Origin of the sequence: Pseudoalteromonas sp. ND6B (assembly GCF_000764215.1) — a bacterium.
Classification (GTDB): domain Bacteria; phylum Pseudomonadota; class Gammaproteobacteria; order Enterobacterales; family Alteromonadaceae; genus Pseudoalteromonas; species Pseudoalteromonas tetraodonis.
On the sequence record NZ_JQFL01000061.1, the window covers coordinates 1 to 1,243 of the forward strand.

The following is a 1,243-nucleotide window of genomic DNA, read 5'->3' on the forward strand; positions in this document are numbered from 1 at the left end:
TATGGGCATTTACCGGCCAGTAAAATAGTCCCTAAGCTGCTTGATAAGGGCATATGGATAGCGTCTGAAAGTTCGTTTTATCGTGTCATGAAGGCACATAACTTATTAACGCATAGAGAAAAAGTAAAGCCAGCTAAGCCGATGAAAAAGCCAAGAGCATTGAAAGCAGTGCGTGCAAATGAAGTCTACACTTGGGATATCACCTATTTACCAACGAGCGTAAAAGGGCAATTTTTATACTTATATTTAGTGATGGACATTTTTAGTCGAAAGGTTGTTGGCTGGCAAGTTTACGACACACAGTTAAGTGAATTAGCCGCAGATTTAATGAAGGATATTTGCAGTCGGGAGCAAATAAAGCGCGAGCAAGTCACGTTGCACTCAGATAATGGTAGCCCAATGAAAGGCGCGACATTACTGGCAACATTACAGGAGTTAGGGATTGTGCCATCATTTAGTCGACCGTCAGTAAGTAATGATAATCCATACTCTGAGTCGTTATTTAAAACGTTAAAGTATCGCCCAGAATACCCAGAAAAGGCATTTGAAGATATAAGCGCAGCAAGAGAATGGGTAAGTGGGTTCGTTGATTGGTACAATAATGAGCACCTACACAGTGGTATAAAATTTGTGACGCCAAACCAACGTCATTCAGGTTTAGATAAAGAAATATTAGCTAAGCGTCAGCAGGTAAACGACGCAGCTAAATTGAATAACCCAAGTCGTTGGTCAGGGAAGTCACGAGACTGGTCAATGATAAATGAAGTAAATTTAAACCCTGAGAAAAAAGAAGAAATGCGGGCGGCATAAAATTTAACTTGAGGCGACAACTAACTTGAAAAACTCCGCGCTACACAGAGAAGACAAAGCAAATAAAACATGTTTTTAATCATTTCCTCTGTGTGCTCTGCACCCTCTGTGGTAAATAGAATCTCTTCAAGATCTTTTTGCACAAAGAGAAGTGAATGAGCAGTAAATGAGAAAACAATAACCATGAGCCCGAGTGATTAATTTTTTTTCACTAGATCTAAAAGCGCAGCGCCTCTTAACCTCTTTGTGAATAAATTTATTACCTAAAGCCACCTGCGCGGCATAAAGCCCCGCCTACAAAACATTCTTACCACAGAGTACACCGAGGCGCTTCGCGCTACACAGAGAAGACAAAGCAAATAAAACATGTTTTTAATCATTTTCTCTGTGTGCTCTGCACCCTCAGTGGTAAATAGAATCTCTTCAAGATCTT

The 1,243-nt window shown here is 40.3% G+C and carries 1 protein-coding gene; it reads left to right on the forward strand.

The window, feature by feature from the left end:
- On the forward strand, nucleotides 1-810 hold an 810-nt coding region (locus tag ND6B_RS04715; protein ID WP_033103044.1), incomplete at its 5' end, for an IS3 family transposase.
- Nucleotides 811-1,243: the final 433 nt, after the last annotated feature.